The following is a 19,891-nucleotide window of genomic DNA, read 5'->3' as shown; positions in this document are numbered from 1 at the left end:
CATGTCTTTTCCTCTGCTGACGGTCACGGCAGCGCTGCCCGCCGTCGGGGCCGTTGCCACCGCCGCCGTACCGGCGGCCAAGCGCACCGCCGCCAAGTGGCTGGCGCTGCTGTTCTCGCTGGCCACGCTGGTGTCGGCGGGTGTGGTGCTGGCCCGCTTCGACCCGGGCGGCGCCCGCTATCAGCTGACCGAATCGCACGCGTGGATCTCCGACTTCGGGGTCCGGTACGAGCTGGGCGTCGACGGAATCGGCGCCGCGCTGATGGCGCTGACGGCGCTGCTGATCCCGTTCGTCATCGGCGCCGGCTGGCACGACGCCGACCAGGTGGAAGAGGAGAGCCCCAACCGCAGGTGGCGGCCCACCCAGGGGTTCTTCGCGCTGATCCTCGCGGTCGAGGCGATGGTGCTGGTCTCCTTCGCCGCCACCGACGTCTTCCTCTTCTACATCTTCTTCGAGGCCATGCTCATCCCGATGTACTTCCTCATCGGCGGCTTCGGGGACCGGGCGCACGCGGCCGGTGAGGAAGAGGGCGCCAAGCAGCGCTCGTACGCTGCGGTGAAGTTCCTGCTCTACAACCTGGCCGGCGGGCTGGTGATGCTGGCCGCCGTCATCGGGCTGTTCGTGGTCAGCTCGGACAGCCTGGGCGAGGGCACCTTCTCGCTGCCGGAGCTGCTGAAGGCCCGCGCCAGCGGCGATCTGACGATGTCGACGGCCACCGAACGGCTGCTGTTCCTCGGCTTCTTCGTCGCCTTCGCCATCAAGGCCCCGCTGTGGCCGCTGCACACCTGGCTGCCCAACGCGATGGGGGAGGCCACGGCGCCGATCGCGGTGCTGATCACGGCGGTCGTCGACAAGGTCGGCACCTTCGCGATGCTCCGCTTCTGCCTGGGCCTGTTCCCGAACGCCAGCCACTGGGCCACCCCGGTGGTGCTCGGCCTGGCGCTGGTGAGCGTGTTGTACGGGGCGCTGCTGGCGGTCGGCCAGCGGGACATCAAGCGGCTGGTGGCGTACGCCTCCATCTCGCACTTCGGCTTCATCATCCTGGGCGTCTTCGCGATGACCAGCCAGGGCCAGGGCGGTGCCACGCTCTACATGGTCTTCCACGGCATCTCGACCGCCGCGCTGATGCTGGTGGCGGGCTTCCTGATCTCGCGCCGCGGCTCGCGTCTGATCGCGGACTACGGCGGAGTGCAGAAGGTCGCGCCCGTGCTGGCGGGCACGTTCCTGGTGGGCGGTCTGGCGACGCTCTCGCTGCCGGGTCTTGCGCCGTTCGTCAGTGAATTCCTGGTGCTGGTGGGCACGTTCAGCCGCTATCCGGCGGCCGGGATCATCGCCACCGCCGGAATAATCCTCGCGGCGCTGTACGTGCTGGTGCTCTACCAGCGCACGATGACCGGCCCGGTGCGCAAGCCGGAGATCGAGAAGATGCCGGACCTGAGGGTGCGGGAACTGGCCGTGGTGGCACCGCTGGTGGCGCTGCTGCTGTTCCTCGGCATCTTCCCCAAGCCGCTCAGCGAGATCGTGAACCCCGCGGTGGAGCACACGCTTTCGGACGTACAGAAGAAGGACCCCGAGCCGCAGCATCCCGTCGCCGACCACAACGCGTGGTTCGACTACAAGCCGGCCGGACACGGCGGAGGTGACCACGAGTGACAGGCATCACAGACCTGGCGTCGGCGGGAGGCGCTTCCGGGGCATCCGGCGTCCCCAGCCTGTGGACGCTGGCGGCGGGAGCGGCCGGCGCGGGCGACAAGCTCCAGGCCCCCAGCATCGAGTACGGGAAGCTCTCCCCGGTGCTGATCGTGCTCGGCGCCGCCGCGCTCGGCGTGGTGATCGACGCGTTCGCGCCGCGCAAGGCCCGCTACGGCGCTCAGCTGTTCGTCGTACTGGCCGGGCTGGCCGCCGCGTTCGCCGCCGTCATCGGGCTCGCGGCCAGCGGCGTCGGCTCCAGCAAGGCGCAGATCGCCGGTATGGGCGCGCTCGCCATCGACGGGCCGACGCTCTTCCTGCAGGGCACCCTGCTGCTGGTGGGCATCGTGGGCGCCTTCACCTTCGCCGAGCGCAGGCTGGAGCCGGCCGCGCACGGCAGCCGGGTGGACTCCTTCGCGGCACAGCCCGCCTCGGTGCCCGGCGGTGAGGGCGAGCGGGAGGCGGTCAAGGCCGGCTGGACGACCACCGAGGTCTTCCCGCTGCTGATGTTCGCGGTCGGCGGCATGATGCTCTTCCCCGCCGCCAACGACCTGCTGACCCTCTTCATCGCGCTGGAGGTCTTCTCCCTCCCGCTGTATCTGCTGTGCGCGCTGGCGCGCCGCAGGCGGCTGCTGTCGCAGGAGGCCGCGGTCAAGTACTTCCTGCTGGGCGCGTTCTCCTCGGCGTTCCTGCTGTTCGGCACCGCGCTGCTGTACGGCTACGCGGGCACCGTCAACTACTCGGGCATCGCCCGCGTGGTCTCGGGCGCCGACGCGGTCAGCGATCCGGTGCTGGCCGACACCACGGGGAACGACGCGCTGCTGCTGATCGGCGGTGCGCTGGTGGTGATGGGGCTGCTCTTCAAGGTCGGCGCCGTCCCCTTCCACATGTGGACCCCGGACGTCTACCAGGGCGCGCCCACGCCGGTGACCGGATTCATGGCGGCGGCCACCAAGGTGGCGGCCTTCGGCGCGCTGCTGCGGCTGCTGTACGTGGTGCTGCCGGGGCTGCGCTGGGACTGGCGCCCGGTGATGTGGGGCGTGGCGATCCTGACGATGCTGGGCGGCGCCGTGGTGGCCATCACCCAGACGGACATCAAGCGGCTGCTGGCCTACTCCTCTATCGCGCACGCCGGGTTCCTGCTGGCAGGTGTCATCGCCACCTCGGAGGACGGCATCTCCTCGGTGCTGTTCTACCTGGGCGCCTACTCGTTCGTGACGCTGGGCGCCTTCGCGGTGGTCACGCTGGTGCGGGACGCGGGCGGCGAGGCGACGCATCTGTCCAAGTGGGCGGGGCTGGGGCGGCGTTCGCCGTTGCTGGCCGCCGTATTCGCTGTCTTTCTGCTGGCGTTCGCGGGTATCCCTCTAACGTCCGGTTTCGCGGGGAAGTTCGCGGTGTTCAAGGCGGCGGCCGAGGGCGGAGCGGGCGCGCTGGTCGTGGTCGGTGTGATCGCCTCGGCCATCGCGGCCTTCTTCTACCTGCGGGTCATCGTGCTGATGTTCTTCAGCGAGCCGCAGGCCGACGGGCCGAGCGTGGCGGTGCCGAGCGTCATGACGACCTCCGCCATCGCGCTGGGCGTGGTGGTCACGGTCGTGCTCGGTGTGGCGCCGCAGTACTTCCTGGATCTGGCGGGTCAAGCGGGGGTGTTCGTACGGTGAATCCACAACGAGCCATACAGCGCACCCGACATGCTCACCGTTCCGCTTCGTAGCGGGGCCGGAAGCAATGCTCACCAGGAGGCCGCCAGAGACCCACGAGGGGGACTCTGGCGGCCTCTTGTGAAGTTACGGTGACAACAAGTGCGCTGAAACGGTAGGAATTTCTGGCATGGGCTGTGTGATTCTCCGTCGTGAGAACGGCGGTTACGAGGGGAAGCAGGGCGGGATCTTCACCGAGGGCGTCTCAGCCCAGTCGGTGGGTGCGAAGGGACTGTGTCTGCACGTCCTGCACATCCCGGCGAACTCCCGGGGCGAGCCTCATCTGCACGCGGGCCACGAGTCGGCGATATACGTCGTCAGTGGCGCGCACGAGATCTGGCACGGGGAGGACCTCTCGAACCGCGACACCCTCAACCCGGGCGACATGGTGTACGTCCCGGCCAACATGCCGCACATGCCGGTCACCGGCGAGGAGCCCGTCACCGTCGTGGTGGCGCGCACCGACCCCAACGAGCAGGAGTCGGTGCACCTGATCTCGCCGCGCGACCCCTGAAGAGAAGAGCGCGACGACGGCGAGGACCCCGGGGTCCCGGGGCCCTCGCCGTCACGGCTGCCCGGGGCTCAGTTCCCGGGGTACTCCCGCACCTTGCCGGGCTCTTCGGTGACCTTCTTCAGCTTGTCCTTGAGGCCGGGCACGTCGTCCAGTTCGCCGGGGTCCTTGGGAAGCTTCGCGGGAGCGTCGGCGACCTTGGTGTAGGTGTCCGTGCTGCCGCCGTTCCAGGCGACCTTCAGCATCTTGGCCGACACCTTCTCGACCTTGCCGTTGGTGCGCTCCTCGCCGACGCCGGCGGGGCACTTGAGCATGAGGGACTTGTCTGCGCCCGCCTCGGTGACGCGGCCGTCGCACATCTTCTTGTCCCGCAGCAGGGAGACCGCGTCGCCGACCACGGTCAGCGTCATCTTCTCGCCGTCCGCCTGCGCCGACCACACGCCGGGCAACTGCCCCTTGCCCGCGGGCTGCTCGCTCGGGGTGGGCTCGGCGGAGTTCTTCTTCTCCGCCTTCGGCTTCTCGTCCTTCTTGCCATCGTCGCTGCTGCCGCAGCCGCTCACCAGGAGCCCGATCGCCGCCGCCGCGGCCACTGCCCCCGTCATCCGCGCTGACGTGCGCACTTCCCCTCCTCGGTCGAGTGCCCTGGTTCCTTCCGCAGGGTCACGTCAACCTAGCAGGGGAGTGTGGCGGGCCGGTCCCCGGCCGGTTGCGGGCCGGTCAGAAGGGGTCTTCGGCGGACGGGAAGTCCGAGGGGGAGTCCGGCTTGGTCCGCCGGTGCGGGCCCCCGTACTTCTGGAGTTCGGTGGTTCTGCCGTTGCTCCAGGCGACGGTCATGTTCTTGGCGGAGGAGCTCTTGATGACTCCGTGTGTGTAGCTCTTCTTGCCCTCGGTGCAGCTGAGGTCGATGGTCTTGCCGCTCAGGGTGCCTTTGCAGTGGCCCGGGATGATCATGTCGACGCTGTTGTCCGAACCGACATCGAAGACGACGGAGTCGCCCTCCACATCGGGCGCTGTGGACCAGGACCCGGCCACGGCTGTGGGGTCCACGGAGCCGCCGTCCGCGCCGCCGTCCTCGCCCGTCGGGGGGCCGTCGCCGCCGGGCTCGTCGTCCAGGTCGGGCCGCTTGTCGCCGGGGTCGGGGACGTCGAAGCCGCCCTTGGCCCCGCTCTCCTTCCCGTCCCCCTTGCCGTCGTCGTCGTCACTGCCGCAGCCGCCCACCAGCAGCACGATCGCTGCCGCCGCGGCGACCGCCCCCGTTCTCCGTGCTGACGTGCGCACGTCCTTCCCCCTCCGTCGGTCGGCTCGCCCCGCCGCACCCATCGGCAGGGCAACGTCAAGCTAGCAACGACACCGACCCGCATACGCCGCAAAATGGAGTGATCCGGACGCAGGTTGGCGCTGAGTGCGAAGCCGGAAGTGCTGGGAAGCGCTAAGCGGAGGCTCAGCTACCCACAGGCCTGGCCACCGATGTCGGCGGCGCGGCCTATGGTGGCGGGCATGCTTCAGGAGAGTGCCGGGGGAGCCGGCGGGACGTCCGAGACGGCGGCGCTGCGCGTCCTGCGCAGGGTCTTCGGTTACGGCGCGTTCCGCGGGCAGCAGGAAGCCGCCATCGAGCACGTCATCCGCGGCGGCGACGCGGTGGTGCTGATGCCGACCGGCGGCGGCAAGTCGCTCTGCTATCAGATCCCGGCCCTGGTCAGACCGGGTACGGGCGTGGTGATCTCGCCCCTCATCGCCCTGATGCAGGACCAGGTGGACGCGCTGCGGGCGCTGGGCGTACGCGCCGGGTTCCTCAACTCCACGCTCGACCTCGACCAGCGGCGGGTCGTGGAGGCCGAGTTCCTGGCCGGCGAGCTCGACCTGCTCTACATCGCGCCGGAGCGGCTGCGCCTGGAGACGACGACGGCACTGCTGGAGCGCGGCAAGGTGTCGGTCTTCGCGATCGACGAGGCGCACTGCGTCGCTCAATGGGGCCACGACTTCCGCCCCGACTATCTGAACCTGTCGATGCTCGGCGAGCGCTGGCCCGGCGTACCGCGCATCGCACTGACGGCCACCGCCACCCGCGCCACCCACCGCGAAATCGTCCAGCGGCTCGGCCTGGGCGGCGCGCGGGACTTCGTGGCCAGCTTCGACCGGCCCAACGTCCAGTACCGCATCGTGCCCAAGCGGGACCCGAAGAAGCAGCTGCTGCGCTTCCTCAAGGAGGAGCATCAGGGCGACGCGGGCATCGTCTACTGCCTGTCGCGGAACGCGGTGGAGCGCACAGCCCAGTTCCTGTGCGACAACGGCATCGAGGCGGTGCCCTACCACGCAGGGCTGGACGCGGGCACCCGCGCCGCGCACCAGTCGCGTTTTCTGCGCGAGGAGGGCCTGGTCGTGGTGGCCACGATCGCCTTCGGCATGGGCATCGACAAGCCGGACGTACGCTTCGTCGCGCACCTGGAGCTGCCCAAGTCGGTCGAGGGCTACTACCAGGAGACGGGCCGTGCCGGGCGGGACGGCCTGCCGTCCACCGCCTGGCTCGCCTACGGCCTCCAGGACGTCGTCCAGCAGCGCAAGCTGATCGAGAGCGGCGAGGGAGACGCTGCCTTCCAGCGCAGGGCGCGGACGCATCTGGACGCGATGCTCTCGCTGTGCGAGACGGTCAGCTGCCGGCGCGGACAGCTGCTCACCTACTTCGGCCAGGAGCCGGAGGAGGGCGCCGCCGAGAGCTCGTGCGGCAACTGCGACACCTGCCTGACCCCACCTGAGTCCTGGGACGGCACCGTCCCCGCGCAGAAGGTGCTCTCCACCGTCGTACGGCTCAAGAGGGAGCGCGGCCAGAAGTTCGGTTCGGGCCAGCTGGTGGACATCCTGCTGGGCCGCAGGACCGCCAAGGTCATCCAGTTCGACCACGACGCGCTCTCGGTCTTCGGCGTCGGCACCGAGCTGGGCGAGGCCGAATGGCGCGGCGTCATCCGCCAGTTGATCGCCCAGGGGCTGCTGGAGATCGAGGGCGAGCACGGCACGCTGGTGCTCACCGACGCGAGCGCCACGGTGCTGCGCGGCGAGCGGGAGGTGCGGCTGCGCAAGGACCCGGCACCGGCGAAGGTGCCGCGCCAGACCGCCGAGGGCTCCCGCTCGCGGGGCGGGAGCGGGAAGAGCGCTGCGCCCGTGGACCTCCCCGCCGAGGCCCAGCCGCTCTTCGAGGCGCTGCGCGCCTGGCGCCTCGAGCAGGCCCGCGAACAGGGCGTTCCGCCGTACATCGTCTTCCACGACTCGACGCTCCGCGAGATTGCGCTCCAGCGCCCCGGCACCATGGAAGAGCTGGGCACCATCCCGGGCGTCGGCGAGAAGAAGCTCTCCAATTACGGAGAGGGGGTGCTGGCCGCCCTCGCGGGGTGACGCGCCCCGTCAGGGGCGCGGGGAACTGCGCGACCAGCCACGACGTGCCCTGCAGGCCGCAGACAACGGTCAGGGGCACCCCCTCCCCGGAAAGGCGTGCACCAAGGGAGGGGGTGCCAAGGCGGCGCCCTCACTTATTCGCTGGGGAGAACCCTCCCCCGCACCTCGCCCAACCCGATCCGGCCCCCGCCAGGGCCAGGCGCCCAAGCGGTCAGCGTCACCTCGTCACCGTCTTCAAGAAAGGCCCGCTCACCCTCAGGAAGGGTGAGCGGCTCTCGCCCGCCCCAGGTCAGCTCCAACAGCGACCCGCGCTGCTTGTGCTCGGGCCCGCTCACGGTGCCGGACGCGTACAGATCACCCGTACGCAGCGAAGCCCCGTTCACCGTCATATGGGCGAGCTGCTGCGCCGCCGTCCAGTACATGGTGGCGAACGGCGGCTCCGCGATGACGTGCCCGTTCAGCTCCACCGTGATCCGCAGATCGAGGCCGCCGGGCTCGACCTCCTCCGCCGCGTCGTCCAGATACGGCAGCAGCGGGAAGTCCCGCTGCGGCGGCGCCACCCGCGCGGCGTCCAGCGCGTCCAGCGGAGTGATCCACGGCGAGACGGAGGTGGCGAACGACTTGCCCAGGAAGGGACCCAGCGGCACGTACTCCCACGCCTGGATGTCCCGCGCAGACCAGTCGTTCAGCAGCGTCACCCCGAACACATGGTCGCGGAATCCGGCCAGCCCCACCGGGCGGCCCAGCTCGCTCGGGGTGCCGACGACGAAGCCGACCTCCGCCTCGATGTCCAGCCGCCGCGAGGGTCCGAAGACGGGCACCGGCTCGTTCGGGGGCTTGCGCTGTCCCTGGGGGCGCACCACGGGCGTACCCGAGACGACGACGGTGCCCGCGCGCCCGTGGTAACCGATCGGGAGATGCTTCCAGTTGGGGGTGAGCGCTTCACCGTCGGGGCGGAAGATCCGGCCGACGTTGGTGGCGTGGTGCTCGCTGGCGTAGAAGTCGACGTAGTCGGCGACCTCGAACGGGAGGTGCAGCTGGACGCCGGACAGCGGCAGCAGATGGCGGGCCGTGGTCTCGCGGAGCGCTTCGTCGGTCAGCCAGCCGCGCAGCTCAGCGCGTACCTCCTGCCAGACGGGCCGGCCGGCGGCCAGCAGTGGGTTGAGCGAGGGCGCTCGCAGCACCTCGGCATGGGCCGAGCCGAAGGCGGCGGCAGCCGCGCCCACGTCGAGCACGTCGTCGCCGAACCGGACGCCGAGCCGGCGGTGGCCGGGCCGGTCCGGAGTGCTGAAGACGCCGTACGGAAGGTTGTCCGGGCCGAAAAGGGCACTGTCACTCATGAGGGTCAGGCTATGTGCCGGATGCCTGCCCCGGCCCTACCGATTCGGCCCTTGCCCGCTGCCCGGGACATACCGGCATGCCGCGACAAGAGTGGTCTGCTGGGCAGGCGCCGACCGTGATCGTTATGTGACCGGTTACGCTGCCACAGGAGGGTGCGCTCGCAGGCGGGTGCATCCGGCCAGGAAACCGCGAACCAGGCACCACCAGCAGACGTACAGCACAAGAAGACAGCACAAGAAGACACCACCGGCCAGACACTCAGGGCAGACAGCAGCGGACAGCCGCGGACAGCGGCGGACGCCGAGAAGAACCCGTTCCGTTCGTTCCACGTACGCAGACAGGAGTACCCCTCGTGACCGTCGTCGGGCCCTTCGGGCTGAGCGTGCGGGACCAGGCTGTCGAAGCCGATGTCCTGGCCGGGTTGGCGGCCGTCGAGGAGGGCCTCATCGAGGCCACCAAGAGCGACGTGCCCTTCATAACGGAGGCGGCGCAGCACCTCGTGCGGGCCGGTGGCAAACGGTTCCGGCCACTGCTGGTGATGCTCGGCGCCCAGTTCGGCGACCCGCACGCGCCCGGTGTCGTCCCCGCCGCCGTGGTCGTGGAGCTGACCCATCTCGCCACGCTCTACCACGACGACGTGATGGACGAGGCCGATGTGCGGCGCGGGGTGCCCAGCGCCAACGCCAACTGGGACAACTCCGTCGCCGTCCTCACCGGCGACTTCCTCTTCTCCCGCGCCTCGCACATACTGGCCGACCTCGGCCCCGAAGCGGTCCGGATCCAGGCCCAGGCGTTCGAACGGCTCGTCACCGGCCAGATCTTGGAGACCGCGGGCCCCGCGGACGGCCACGACGCCATCGACCACTACCTCGAGGTGATCGCGGGCAAGACCGGCTCGCTGATCGCCGTCGCCGGCCGCTTCGGCGCGATGATGTCCGGCGCCGACGAGCGGACCGTCTCGGTGCTCACCCAGTACGGCGAACGCATCGGTGTCGCCTTCCAGCTCGCCGACGACGTCCTCGACATCGCCAGCGACGAACACGAGTCCGGCAAGACCCCCGGCACCGATCTGCGGGAGGGCATCGCCACCCTGCCGGTGCTCTATCTGCGCGCACGTGCGGCGAGCCCGGAGGGCACCCGCGAGGACCGCGAGCTGTGCGCGCTGCTCGAAGGGGACCTCGGCGACGACGGACGGCTCGACGAGGCGCTGGCCGCGCTGCGCGTCCACCCCGCGCTGGAGCAGGCCCGTCGCGCCACCGTGCGGTACGCCGACGAGGCCCGCGAGATGCTGGCTCCGCTGCCCGACAACCCCGCCAAGACCGCCCTGGCCGGGCTGTGCACGGCGGTGGTGGACCGCGCGGGCTGACGCCGGACCAGGGGAGGGCTGCCACCTCCTGCTTCCTCTCCTTTTTCCCTCTCCCTCCCTCCCCACTTCGCGGACTTACGGGCCGAACTGCGGCGACCGCGTGACGAGATGACCCCGAGCCACCTCCGGGGACTGCCAACCCGCAGGCGGAGGTCCGTCATCCCGGGGGAGTAGCGGAATGTGCCTCCCTCGGCTGACGCGGGACGGTGCGGGATTTGGTGCTATGGAAACACCCACCCAACACCGATTCGGGTGAGAATGGCGGCAAGGGGTGGACGAGTGCGACCTTGCAGCCGCCGCCGATCACGGAGGTAGGACAGACAGATGGCACAGATCCAACCGAGGAAGCTCCGGCGCAAGTCGGTCCGGTACGGCGTACCGGTCGCCGTTGCCGGAGTCGCCGCCGCGACCGTCGGCCTGGTGCCCGCGCTCGCCAGCACGGGCGACCCCGACCTGCCGAAGATCAGCGCGGAGGACCTGGTCGCGAAGGTGGCCAAGTCCGACGTGGAGCACATGTCCGGCACCGTCAAAGTGAGCACCGACCTCGGTCTGCCCTCCCTCCCCGGCGGCGGCAGCGGCGGGGGCGGTGGCTTCGGCGGCGGCCCGCACGGCTCCGACGGGGGCGAGGGCAAGGACGGCAAGGGGGACGCGGCGGACGCCTCCCCGGACAAGAAGCTGTCCGAGCTGGCCTCCGGCGAGCACACGCTGCGCTTCGCCGCTGACGGCCCCGACAAGCAGCGCGTCTCGGTCATGGAGGACGCGGCCGAGTACAGCATGGTGCACAACGGGCGCGACCTGTGGGCGTACGACAGCGGCAGCAACACCGCCTGGCACGCCAAGGCGCCCAAGGATGCCAAGGGCGCCAAGGGCGGGCACGGCAAGTCCGCCGAGCGGTGGCAGGGCAAGAAGCCCGACGCCGTCACCCCGCAGCAGGCCGCGAAGCAGGCCCTCAAGGCAGTCGGCAAGTCCACCTCCGTGACCGTGGACGGCACCGCGAAGGTCGCCGGGCGCGACGCCTACCAGCTGCTCATCAAGCCCAAGGGCGCATCGGACTCCACCATCGAGTCGGTGCGCATAGCGGTGGACGCGGACAACGGTGTGCCGCTGAAGTTCACGCTCAACGCGAAGGGCGGCGACAAGCCGGCCATCGATGTGGCGTACACAAAGGTGGACTTCGGCAAGCCGGACGCGAGCAGCTTCGACTTCACCCCGCCCAAGGGCACCAAGGTCACCGAGGCGAAGCCGCATGAGAGCGCGGGCGTCGGCCACCGGGCCCCGGAGGGGCTCACCGGGCTCTCGGGCTCCGGCCTGGAGGTCGTCAACAAGTCCGCGAGCGACTGGGGCAAGGTGGCCAGGCTGGACACCGGAATGCCCGGCGGACTCGGCGGCAAGCAGTCCGACGGGGACGCCGCTCAGATGCTGGACAAGTTCACGGACAAGGTCCATGGCGACTTCGGCACCGGCCGGGTCTTCAGCACCCGGCTGGTGAACGCCCTGATGACCGACGACGGGAAGGTCTACGTCGGCGCCGTCACCAAGGACGGGCTGGTCAAGGCCGCCAACCAGGACCGGGCAGCCAAGTAGGCGAGACCGCCGACTGCAAAGACCGCTGCCGACGACGGAGAAGGACTGACCAGGACAGGGAAGGGCAGGGAAGGGGGCATATGACCGAGCCGACCGCCGCACCAGAGGACGACAGCGCGGTGATCTCGACCCAAGGGCTCACCAAGCGCTATCGCGGTGGCCAGCTCGCCGTCGATGCCCTCGACCTGTCCGTCCCGCGCGGCAGCGTCTTCGGCTTCCTCGGGCCCAACGGCTCGGGCAAGACCACCACCATCCGGATGCTGCTCGGCCTCATCGAGCCCAGCGGCGGCACCGCCCGCCTGCTGGGCGAGCCGATGCCGGGCTCGGCCCGGCGGGTACTGCCCAGGGTGGGCGCCCTCATCGAGGGTCCCGCGCTCTACGGCTTCCTCTCCGGGCGGGAGAACCTGCTGCGCTACGACGCGGCCGACCCCACCGCCGACCCCCGCACCCGCGCGGCCCGCGTGGAGACGGCGCTGGAACGCGTCGGTCTGGCCGCGGCCGCGGGCAAGAAGGCGCGGGCCTACTCGCTGGGCATGAAGCAGCGCCTGGGCCTGGCCGCCGCGCTGCTCCAGCCGAGGGAACTGCTCGTGCTGGACGAGCCGACCAACGGACTCGATCCGCAGGGCATGCGGGAGATCCGGGCGCTGGTGCGGGAGTTGGCGGGCGACGGCAGCACCGTCTTCCTCTCCTCCCACCTGCTGGACGAGATCGAGCAGGTCTGCACGCACACGGCCGTCATGCACCGCGGCCGGCTCGTCACCCAGGGAACCGTCGCCGAGATGTCCGCGGGCGCCCGGGGCAGGCTGGCCGTCACCACCCCCGATCCGGGCGAGGCGGCGCGGGTGCTGAAGGAGCGCGGCGTCTCCGATCTGGTCACCGACGGCGAAGAACTGACCGGCGATCCGCCGCCCGGCGACCTCGCCGAGCTCAACGCGGCCCTCGTCCGGGCCGGCGTGCGGGTCCGCGCCTTCGGCGTGCGGCGTGCTTCGCTGGAGGACGTGTTCGTCTCGCTCACCGGGGAGGGCTTCGATGTCGCAGGCTGAGGCGGCCGAGCCGGCGTACGACGGACGACCGGCAGCCGCACCTCCCGACGTACGCCCGCTGTGGGCGCTGGGGCTGTTCCGCAGCGAACTGCTCGTCACCTTCCGGCGGTGGCGCACCCTCGCACTGCTGGCGGTGCTGGCGGCCGTGCCGGTCGTCGTCGGCATCGCCGTGAAGGCCGAGACGAGCGACGGCGGCTCGATCGGGGGCGGCGGGGGAGAGGGCCCGGCTTTCATCTCCCAGATCACCAACAACGGGCTGTTCCTGGTCTTCACCTCGCTGGCCGCCACGCTGCCGTTCTTCCTGCCGATGACGGTCGGTGTGGTGGCCGGGGACGCCGTGGCAGGAGAGGCCAGTGCGGGCACCTTGCGCTATCTCCTGGTCGCCCCGGCGGGCCGGACCCGGCTGCTGCTGGCCAAGCTGACCACGGTGCTGGTCTTCTGTCTGGCGGCAACCCTGACCGTGGCCCTCTCCGCACTGGTAACCGGTGCGCTGCTCTTCCCCACCGGAGAGGTCACCCTGCTCTCGGGCACCACCGTCTCCTTCGGCGAGGGGCTGCTGCGCGCCCTGGCCATCGCCGCGGTGGTCGCCCTCAGCCTGCTCGGCCTGGCGGCGCTCGGCCTGTTCATCTCCACCCTCACCAACAGCGGTATCGCCGCCATGGCCGCCACGGTGGGGCTGCTGATCACGGTGCAGATCGTCAACGCCATCCCGCAGCTGGACGAGTTCCACCCGTTCCTGTTCCCCAACTACTGGCTGAGCTTCGCCGACCTGCTACGGGATCCGATCTACTGGGGCGACCTCCTGAAGAACCTCGGCCTCCAGGCGCTCTACGCCGCCGTCTTCGGCTCCGCCGCGTGGGCGAGGTTCAACAATCGGGACGTCACGGCATAGGGACTGCCCAAGCGCAGCGAGGGAGACGCGCCCCGAAGGGGCGCGGGGAACTGCGCGACCAGCCACAAACAACCCGCAGTCCGCAGCGGGCAGCAAGGGGCACCCCCTCACCGGTCGACCGACTCCGCGACGGGCGGCTCCGCAAGGGCGGCCTCCGCGGCAGCGGTCTCCGCAGCCCGCAACGCGGCACGCCCGCGCCGGGCGTGCCGCAACGCGTCCCAGGTGAGAACCGCGAGCGCCACCCACACCAGGCCGAACCCGGCGAAGCGCTCCGGCGGCATCTCCTCGTGGAAGACGGTCAGCCCCAGAACGAACATGAAGGCGGGGGCCAGATACTGCAGCAGCCCAATCGTGGACAGCGGCAGCCGCACCGCGGCGCTGCCGAAGAAGATCAGCGGCAGCGCGGTTGCCACCCCGGCGCAGGCCAGCAGCAGCGCGTTGCCGGGTCCGTCGGAGACGAAAGAGGACTCGCCGCGCGAGCCGAGGTAGATCAGAAAGCCGAGCGCGGGCAGGAACTGCACCGCGGTCTCCGCGCTGAAGCCCTCCACGCCGTCCAGCTTGACGTGCTTCTTGATCAGGCCGTACGTCGCGAAGCTGAACGCCAGGCAGAGGGAGAGCCAGGGCAGCTTGCCGTAGGCGACGGTCATCACCACGACAGCCGCCGCACCGATGGCGACGGCGGCCCACTGGGCGACGCGCAGCCGCTCCCGTAGCAACAGGACGCCGAAGGCTATGGAGACCAGGGGGTTGATGAAGTAGCCCAGGGAGGATTCGAGCACCCGGTCGACGCTGACGGCCCAGATGAACAGCCCCCAGTTGACGGAGATCACCGCCGAGGCCAGCACCACCAGCCCCAGCTTCTTCGGCTGGCGCACCAGCGCGCTCACCCACGACCAGCGGCGCAGCAGCGCGACGATCACCAGCGCGGTCGGCAGCGACCAGACCATACGGTGGGCGAGCACTTCCCCGGCACCGACGTCGGCGAGCGCGTGCCAGTACAGGGGCAGCAGCCCCCACATCCCGTACGCCGCGAAGCCGAACAGCAGCCCGGTGCGCTGTGTACTCGGTGTCTGCATGACCCTCCCTGCCCTGTGTCCTGGTCGCTGTGCCGAGCGCTGTGCCGGCCCCTCGAAAGGTAACGGGAGGATCCCTTCTTGTCATTCCCGTTCCGCGCTATGGTCCTGTCGCCCCGTCGGCCAGGTCCCGGCGCCCCAAGGAGCTCGGCTCCCCAAGGCGCGCCGGCGCGCAAAAAGGCCCGGCACCCAGAGGGTGCCGGGCCCTGTCACGGGCGGGGCGTCAGCCGACGACCGTCCAGGTGTCGTTGCCGTGCAGCAGCGCGGACAGGTCGCCCTTGCCGTTCTGCTCGACGGCGCGCTCCAGCTGGTCGGCCATCTCGGTGTCGTACACCGGACGCCGTACATCGCGCAGCACACCGATGGGGGTGTGGTGCAGCGTGTCCGGGTCGGCCAGCCGGGAGAGGGCGAACGCGGTGGTCGGCGAGGCGGTGTGGGCGTCGTGCACCAGCACCTCGGCAGTGCCCTCCGCACGGACGTCCACGATCCGCAGATCGCCGGTGGCCCGGTCGCGGACCACGCCCTGGGAGCCGAGACCGTCCTCGGCGGGGGCGCCGAAGCGGATCGGCTCGCCGTGCTCCAGCCGGATCACGGCCTCCTGGGCTTTTTCCTGGTCTTTGAGAACCTCGAAGGCGCCGTCGTTGAAGATGTTGCAGTTCTGGTAGATCTCCACCAGCGCCGAGCCCGGGTGGTCGGCGGCGGCCCGCAGCACGCTGGTGAGGTGCTTGCGGTCCGAGTCGACCGTACGGGCCACGAACGACGCCTCGGCGCCCAGCGCCAGCGACACCGGGTTGAACGGCGCGTCCAGCGACCCCATGGGCGTGGACTTCGTGATCTTCCCGGCCTCCGACGTCGGGCTGTACTGGCCCTTGGTCAGCCCGTAGATCCGGTTGTTGAACAGCAGGATCTTCAGGTTCACATTGCGGCGCAGCGCGTGGATCAGATGGTTGCCGCCGATGGAGAGCGCGTCCCCGTCACCGGTCACCACCCAGACGCTCAGATCGCGCCGCGAGGCGGCGAGACCGGTGGCGATCGCCGGAGCGCGCCCGTGGATGGAGTGCATCCCGTAGGTGTTCATGTAGTACGGGAAGCGGGAGGAGCAGCCGATGCCGGAGACGAAGACGATGTTCTCCTTCGCCAGCCCCAGCTCCGGCATGAACCCCTGGACCGCCGCCAGTACGGCGTAGTCACCGCACCCGGGGCACCAGCGCACCTCCTGGTCGGACTTGAAGTCCTTCATCGACTGCTTGCCGTCGGCCTTGGGCACCAGCGACAGCGCCTCGGACACGGGAGCCGTAGGCGCTGAGCGGGACGTCTCAGCCATGTGTGATGGCCTCCTTGAGTGCGGTCGCGAGCTGCTCGGCCTTGAACGGCAGGCCGCGGACCTGCGTATACGACTGTGCGTCGACCAGGTATCGGGCGCGGATCAGGGTGGCGAGCTGGCCGAGGTTCATCTCCGGGACGACGACCTTCTCGTAGCGCTTCAGCACCTCGCCGAGGTTCCGCGGGAACGGGTTGACGTACCGCAGATGCGCCTGCGCGATCTCGTCCCCGGCCTTGCGGATCCGGCGTACGGCGGCGGTGATGGGCCCGTACGTCGAGCCCCAGCCCAGCACCAGCAGCTTCGCGTTCCCGCTCGGGTCGCTGACCTCCACGTCCGGCACCTCGACGCCGTCCACCTTGGCCTGGCGGGTACGGACCATGAAGTCGTGGTTGGCCGGGTCGTAGGAGATGTTGCCGGTGCCGTCCTGCTTCTCGATGCCGCCGATGCGGTGTTCGAGCCCCGGCGTGCCCGGGACCGCCCAGGGGCGGGCCAGGGTGTGCGGGTCGCGCTTGTACGGCCAGAAGACCTCGGTGCCGTCGTCCAGCGCATGGTTGGGCCCGGAGGCGAACTGGGTCCGCAGGTCGGGCAGCTCGTCCACGTCGGGGATCCGCCACGGCTCGGAGCCGTTGGCCAGATAGCCGTCCGAAAGGAGGAACACCGGCGTCCGGTACGTGAGCGCGATCCGTGCCGCGTCCAGTGCAGCGGTGAAGCAGTCGGCCGGGGTGGCCGGCGCCACGATCGGCACCGGCGCCTCGCCGTTGCGCCCGTACATCGCCTGGAGCAGGTCGGCCTGCTCGGTCTTGGTCGGCAGACCTGTGGAGGGGCCGCCGCGCTGGATGTCGATGATCAGCAGCGGCAGCTCGAGCGAGACGGCGAGACCGATGGTCTCCGACTTGAGCGCCACACCGGGCCCCGAGGTGGTGGTGACCGCCAGCGAGCCGCCGAAGGCGGCGCCGAGCGCGGCGCCGATGCCCGCGATCTCGTCCTCCGCCTGGAAGGAGCGCACCCCGAAGTTCTTGTGCTTGCTCAGCTCGTGCAGCACATCGGAGGCCGGGGTGATCGGGTACGAGCCGAGGAAGAGCGGCAGGTCCGCCTGCTGAGACGCGGCGATCAGTCCGTAGGACAGCGCCAGGTTGCCGGAAATGTTCCGGTACGTCCCGGGCGGGAAGGCGCTGGACGCGGGCGCGACCTCGTAGGAGACGGCGAAGTCCTCGGTGGTCTCGCCGAAGTTCCACCCGGCGCGGAACGCCGCGATGTTCGCCTCTGCGACCGTCGGCTTCTTCGCGAACTTCGACCGCAGAAAGGCTTCGGTCTGCTCGGTCGGCCTGTTGTACATCCACGACAGCAGACCCAGCGCGAACATGTTCTTCGACCGCCCGGCCTCCTTGCGGCCCAGGTCGTAGTCCTTGAGCGCCTCGACCGTCAGCGTCGTCAGCGGCACGGGGTGCACGCTGTAGCCGTCCAGCGAGCCGTCGTCCAGCGGGCTGGCCTCGTAGCCGACCTTCGCCATCGCACGCTTGGTGAACTCGTCCGTGTTCACGATGATCTCGGCGCCGCGCGGCACATCCGCGATGTTCGCCTTGAGCGCCGCCGGATTCATGGCGACCAGCACATTGGGCGCGTCACCCGGGGTGAGGATGTCGTGGTCGGCGAAGTGCAGCTGGAAGCTGGAGACGCCCGGCAGGGTGCCTGCGGGGGCGCGGATCTCCGCCGGGAAGTTCGGCAGCGTCGACAGGTCGTTGCCGAAGGAGGCCGTCTCGGATGTGAAGCGGTCTCCGGTGAGCTGCATACCGTCGCCGGAGTCGCCGGCGAACCGGATGATCACCCGGTCCAGGCGCCGGATCTCTTTGTTGTCGGCGTTGTCGGCGTCCCGCCCGCTGTCCTGGCCCCCCTCGGGGCCGGACTGCTGCCCGGCTGGGCTACTGACCTGACTGGTCACGTTGGATCGGACCTCCCTCAAGGCGGCGGCTCGCCTGCCATCGTACGTCGCTAAGGGTTGCCTTCCTGCGGCTGTCCCCATCGTGGACAGATTTCTGAGACGCCTCAGGCGCCCGAGACACCGGAGTCGTCCGTACGCGCCCTGGACCCACGGTCCGCCCCTCCCCTGGAGGGCCCCTCGAACGGCCCTGCCGCAGTGCACCCTGCAGCGCCTCCACTGTCCGCCTCTATTCCCATTCCCCGTTCCCCTGGGGTGGAGCACCTGAGTGTGACGGGGCTGTCCTCAGCGGGACCGGCAGGGCCTACACTCCGTGCGTACAGATCGTCGAACGTATACACCGACTACACGGTCGACACCGACCACACGGACTCAGGACGGGGCAGGCGTGCCGGACTACTTCCACGGCTATGCAGTCGTCGGGCTGGTAGCCGTCGTCGGTGTGCTCTTCGTCTGCGTGGCCTTCGCCGCCGGACGGCTGCTGCGGCCGGTGGTGCCCACGCCCGAGAAGATGCTGACGTACGAGTGCGGGGTCGACCCGGTCGGCGAGGGCTGGGCGCACACGCAGATCCGCTACTACGTGTACGCGTTCCTGTACGTCATCTTCGCCGTCGACGCGGTCTTCCTCTTCCCCTGGTCGACGGTGTTCGCCGCGCCCGGCTACGGCGGGACCACGCTCGCGGAGATGTTCGTCTTTCTCGGCTTCCTGGCCGTCGGCCTGCTGTACGCGTACAAGAAGGGCGTCCTGGAATGGACGTAACGAACACCCCGGCCGCCGCCGCGACACCGCGGGCCGAGGGGCGCCCCCGGCTCGGCCTGCTCTCGCGGCTGGCGCCCGAACCGATGAAGGTGGTCCTCAACTGGGGCCGCCGCTACAGCCTCTGGGTCTTCAACTTCGGCCTCGCCTGCTGCGCCATCGAGTTCATCGCCGCCTCCATGGCACGGCACGACTTCATCCGGCTCGGCGTCATCCCCTTCGCGCCCGGGCCCCGGCAGGCCGACCTGATGGTCGTCTCCGGCACGGTCACCGACAAGATGGCCCCCGCCGTCAAACGGCTGTACGAGCAGATGCCGGAGCCGAAGTACGTCATCTCCTTCGGCGCCTGCTCCAACTGCGGCGGCCCCTACTGGGACTCGTACGCGGTCACCAAGGGCGTCGACCAGATCATCCCCGTCGACGTCTATGTGCCCGGCTGCCCGCCCCGGCCCGAGGCGCTGCTGCAGGGCGTACTGAAGCTCCAGGAGAAGATCGCCGCCGAGTCCACCGCTGACCGCTACGCGCGGAGCGGCGCGGACGGCGCCTCCTCCGCCGGGGCTCCCTCGGGCACCACCGCCGCGGCTCCCTCCGCGGGGGCCCTCACCAGCGGTCTTGTCGCTCCGCCCGCGCCGCCGCGGCCGGCCCGGGAAGCGGGCCCGGACGGTGACACCGAGGAGGACGGACGGTGACCGAACCGCCCCAGCACCCGGGCCGGCTGCCACGCCCGCCCGAGGACATCTTCGGTACGGACGCCACGGCGGAGGACGCCTACGGGCTGCTCACCGTCGACGTACCCGCCGACTCCTGGATCCCCGCGCTGACCACGGCCCGCGACGAGCTGGGCTGCAGCTATTTCGACTGGCTCAGCGCCGTCGACGAGCCGGGCACCGGCTTGCGGATCTGCGCCCACCTGGTGGCGCTGCCCACCCCGGACCGCGGGGTGCGCCGCCTCGTCCTGCGTACGACCGTCCCGCACGAGGCTGCAGCGCTGCCCACCGCCACCGGCGTCTACGCGGGCGCCGCCTGGCACGAGCGGGAGACGCACGAGATGTTCGGCGTCGACTTCCCCGGCCACCCGCATCTCGTACCGCTGCTGCTGCCCGACTCCTTCGAGGGGCATCCGCTGCGCAAGGACTTCGTCCTCGCGGCCCGCGTCGTCAAGGCGTGGCCTGGCGCGAAGGAGCCGGGTGAGTCGGGCCACGGCGGCCCCAAGCGCCGCCAGATGCTGCCGCCCGGCGTCCCCGACCCGAACGAGTGGGGCCCCCTCAAGGGCCAGCTACCCCCGGCCCC

Annotated in this window: 17 protein-coding genes; 11 read left to right on the top strand and 6 right to left on the bottom strand. The window is 70.4% G+C overall.

Annotated elements, in window-relative coordinates; genetic code table 11:
- The first annotated feature begins 1 nt into the window (after position 1).
- The 3 genes from ITI46_RS12660 (at position 2) to ITI46_RS12650 (ending at position 3,901) form a co-directional block, all read left to right on the top strand.
- Positions 2–1,654: an NADH-quinone oxidoreductase subunit M gene (locus ITI46_RS12660; RefSeq protein WP_209239607.1), complete on the top strand. Its 1,653-nt coding sequence runs from the start codon at positions 2–4 to the stop codon at positions 1,652–1,654.
- Positions 1,651–3,348 carry an NADH-quinone oxidoreductase subunit NuoN gene (nuoN, locus tag ITI46_RS12655; protein ID WP_209239606.1) on the top strand — a complete coding sequence of 566 codons (1,698 nt, stop codon included), beginning with the start codon at positions 1,651–1,653 and terminating at the stop codon, positions 3,346–3,348. The genes ITI46_RS12660 and nuoN overlap by 4 nt, the downstream gene beginning before the upstream one ends.
- Before the next feature lie 169 nt (positions 3,349–3,517).
- The gene (locus ITI46_RS12650; RefSeq protein WP_209239605.1) at positions 3,518–3,901 is read left to right on the top strand and encodes a cupin domain-containing protein; all 384 of its coding nucleotides are present in this window, start codon (positions 3,518–3,520) and stop codon (positions 3,899–3,901) included.
- 68 nt (positions 3,902–3,969) lie between these two features.
- Here ITI46_RS12650 and ITI46_RS12645 read toward each other — a convergent pair whose 3' ends face one another.
- Together ITI46_RS12645 and ITI46_RS12640 are read right to left on the bottom strand one after the other, a co-directional pair.
- Positions 3,970–4,518, bottom strand: a complete 549-nt coding sequence (locus tag ITI46_RS12645) for a hypothetical protein (protein ID WP_209239604.1) — start codon at positions 4,516–4,518, stop codon at positions 3,970–3,972.
- Between the two features lie 97 nt (positions 4,519–4,615).
- Positions 4,616–5,176, bottom strand: coding sequence for a hypothetical protein (locus ITI46_RS12640; protein WP_209239603.1), 561 nt, complete (start codon positions 5,174–5,176; stop codon positions 4,616–4,618).
- Between the two features lie 219 nt (positions 5,177–5,395).
- Here ITI46_RS12640 and recQ point away from each other — a divergent pair, with 219 nt between their 5' ends.
- Positions 5,396–7,285 carry a DNA helicase RecQ gene (gene recQ, locus ITI46_RS12635; RefSeq protein WP_209239602.1) on the top strand — a complete coding sequence of 630 codons (1,890 nt, stop codon included), beginning with the start codon at positions 5,396–5,398 and terminating at the stop codon, positions 7,283–7,285.
- 134 nt (positions 7,286–7,419) lie between these two features.
- On the opposite strand, the gene fahA is transcribed toward recQ, so the two are convergent.
- Positions 7,420–8,625 (bottom strand): fumarylacetoacetase, encoded by a 1,206-nt coding sequence (fahA, locus tag ITI46_RS12630; RefSeq protein ID WP_209239601.1) that lies wholly within the window; start codon positions 8,623–8,625, stop codon positions 7,420–7,422.
- 353 nt (positions 8,626–8,978) lie between these two features.
- On the opposite strand from fahA, the gene ITI46_RS12625 reads away from it, so the two are divergent.
- From ITI46_RS12625 to ITI46_RS12610, 4 genes are all read left to right on the top strand, one after another.
- Entirely contained in the window at positions 8,979–9,992 is a 1,014-nt protein-coding gene (locus tag ITI46_RS12625) for a polyprenyl synthetase family protein (protein WP_209239600.1), read from the top strand.
- A gap of 324 nt (positions 9,993–10,316) precedes the next feature.
- Positions 10,317–11,576, top strand: a complete 1,260-nt coding sequence (locus ITI46_RS12620) for a LolA family protein (protein WP_209239599.1) — start codon at positions 10,317–10,319, stop codon at positions 11,574–11,576.
- An 80-nt stretch (positions 11,577–11,656) separates the two neighbouring features.
- Entirely contained in the window at positions 11,657–12,619 is a 963-nt protein-coding gene (locus ITI46_RS12615; protein WP_209239598.1) for an ABC transporter ATP-binding protein, read from the top strand.
- A complete protein-coding gene (locus ITI46_RS12610; protein ID WP_209239597.1) occupies positions 12,606–13,511 on the top strand; it encodes an ABC transporter permease in 906 nt (301 codons plus the stop codon). The genes ITI46_RS12615 and ITI46_RS12610 overlap by 14 nt, the downstream gene beginning before the upstream one ends.
- Positions 13,512–13,618: 107 nt before the next feature.
- Here ITI46_RS12610 and rarD read toward each other — a convergent pair whose 3' ends face one another.
- The 3 genes from rarD to ITI46_RS12595 form a co-directional block, all read right to left on the bottom strand.
- Positions 13,619–14,587 (bottom strand): EamA family transporter RarD, encoded by a 969-nt coding sequence (gene rarD / locus ITI46_RS12605; RefSeq protein WP_209239596.1) that lies wholly within the window; start codon positions 14,585–14,587, stop codon positions 13,619–13,621.
- A 220-nt stretch (positions 14,588–14,807) separates the two neighbouring features.
- Positions 14,808–15,908 (bottom strand): 2-oxoacid:ferredoxin oxidoreductase subunit beta, encoded by a 1,101-nt coding sequence (locus tag ITI46_RS12600; protein ID WP_209239595.1) that lies wholly within the window; start codon positions 15,906–15,908, stop codon positions 14,808–14,810.
- Positions 15,901–17,847 carry a 2-oxoacid:acceptor oxidoreductase subunit alpha gene (locus ITI46_RS12595; RefSeq protein WP_209239594.1) on the bottom strand — a complete coding sequence of 649 codons (1,947 nt, stop codon included), beginning with the start codon at positions 17,845–17,847 and terminating at the stop codon, positions 15,901–15,903. The genes ITI46_RS12600 and ITI46_RS12595 overlap by 8 nt, the downstream gene beginning before the upstream one ends.
- A 385-nt stretch (positions 17,848–18,232) precedes the next feature.
- Here ITI46_RS12595 and ITI46_RS12590 point away from each other — a divergent pair, with 385 nt between their 5' ends.
- From ITI46_RS12590 to ITI46_RS12580, 3 genes are all read left to right on the top strand, one after another.
- The gene (locus ITI46_RS12590) at positions 18,233–18,604 is read left to right on the top strand and encodes an NADH-quinone oxidoreductase subunit A (RefSeq protein WP_209239593.1); all 372 of its coding nucleotides are present in this window, start codon (positions 18,233–18,235) and stop codon (positions 18,602–18,604) included.
- Positions 18,595–19,290, top strand: coding sequence for an NADH-quinone oxidoreductase subunit B (locus ITI46_RS12585; protein WP_209239592.1), 696 nt, complete (start codon positions 18,595–18,597; stop codon positions 19,288–19,290). Before ITI46_RS12590 ends, ITI46_RS12585 begins: the two co-directional genes overlap by 10 nt.
- Positions 19,287–19,891, top strand: a 605-nt coding sequence (locus ITI46_RS12580; RefSeq protein WP_209239591.1) for an NADH-quinone oxidoreductase subunit C, incomplete at its 3' end; no start/stop codon positions are given. The genes ITI46_RS12585 and ITI46_RS12580, both read left to right, overlap by 4 nt.

This window comes from Streptomyces oryzae (assembly GCF_017676365.1).
Classification (GTDB): Bacteria; Actinomycetota; Actinomycetes; order Streptomycetales; family Streptomycetaceae; genus Streptomyces; species Streptomyces oryzae.
The sequence above is the reverse complement of the archived record's forward strand: the minus strand, read 5'-3'. Positions and strand labels throughout refer to the sequence as shown.